1 protein-coding gene and 1 pseudogene are annotated in these 882 nt (G+C 31.3%); both read right to left on the reverse strand.

Features of this window, described 5'->3' with window-relative positions; translation table 11 throughout:
• Positions 1 to 255: pseudogene (locus ACF91D_RS30805) on the reverse strand (tryptophan-rich sensory protein); the annotation flags it as partial.
• A 33-nt stretch (positions 256 to 288) separates the two neighbouring features.
• The coding region (locus ACF91D_RS30810; RefSeq protein ID WP_392438557.1) for an FAD-binding domain-containing protein at positions 289 to 882 on the reverse strand (594 nt) is incomplete at its 5' end.

Consider the following 882-nt stretch of genomic DNA (forward strand, 5'->3'; position numbering starts at 1 on the left):
GTTAATGATAGGCAGGTATTTTAATTCATTAACTATGATACTTTTATGACTATTTGAAACAAACAGCTTAATAATCCATGCTAAAATAAGGACATAAATTAACCCCCAAATTGAAAACGCAAAACCTGCAGGTTGTATAATTGCCTGGTTATCTTCTGTCACACTTCCTATATTTCCACCACTTAAATAATTTAATAAAATCATAATTAAAAAAGATATAAAATATAAAATAATCCATTTGTTTTGCTTAATCACTATTATTACCTCCGTGTCTAAATTATTTAATTATTACCGAAAACTTTTAAACTTGTTCATAACGAATTCTCTACTTAATTTAAGGTCTACCATAGTTTTAGGGTAATCCTTCCCTATTTCAATATCATAATTTTCTTTCAGTTTATCTTTATTTTTTGAAGGATTATGAATATAGTTACTTGAAACATCCTTAAATAGTTCTAGTTGAGATTTAATAAAATAACCTTTGGCATCAAAACGTTCACTTTGGCGTATTGGGTTAAACATTCTGAAATACGGCGCCGCATCCGTGCCGGTAGATGCAGACCATTGCCAGCCATGCACATTGGACGCATTGTCATAATCGATGAGGTATTGTCTAAAGTATTCTTCTCCCCAAGTCCAAACAATAAAAAGATTCTTTGTTAAAAATTGGGAAACAACCATTCTTAAACGGTTGGGCATATACCCAGTTTCGTTAAGCTTTTGCATTGCTGCATCTACAATTGGAAATCCAGTTTTCCCTATTTTCCACGCGTCAAAATTTTGCTTGCTATATGACCATTGCATATTACGATATTTTTCAGTGAAGGACTTAGTTGCAGTTTTTGGATATTGCGTCATTAAAATATAATAAAATTCTCTAAA

The sequence above is a fragment of the Staphylococcus sp. 231237_7MaSpsaltlick genome, assembly GCF_043107035.1.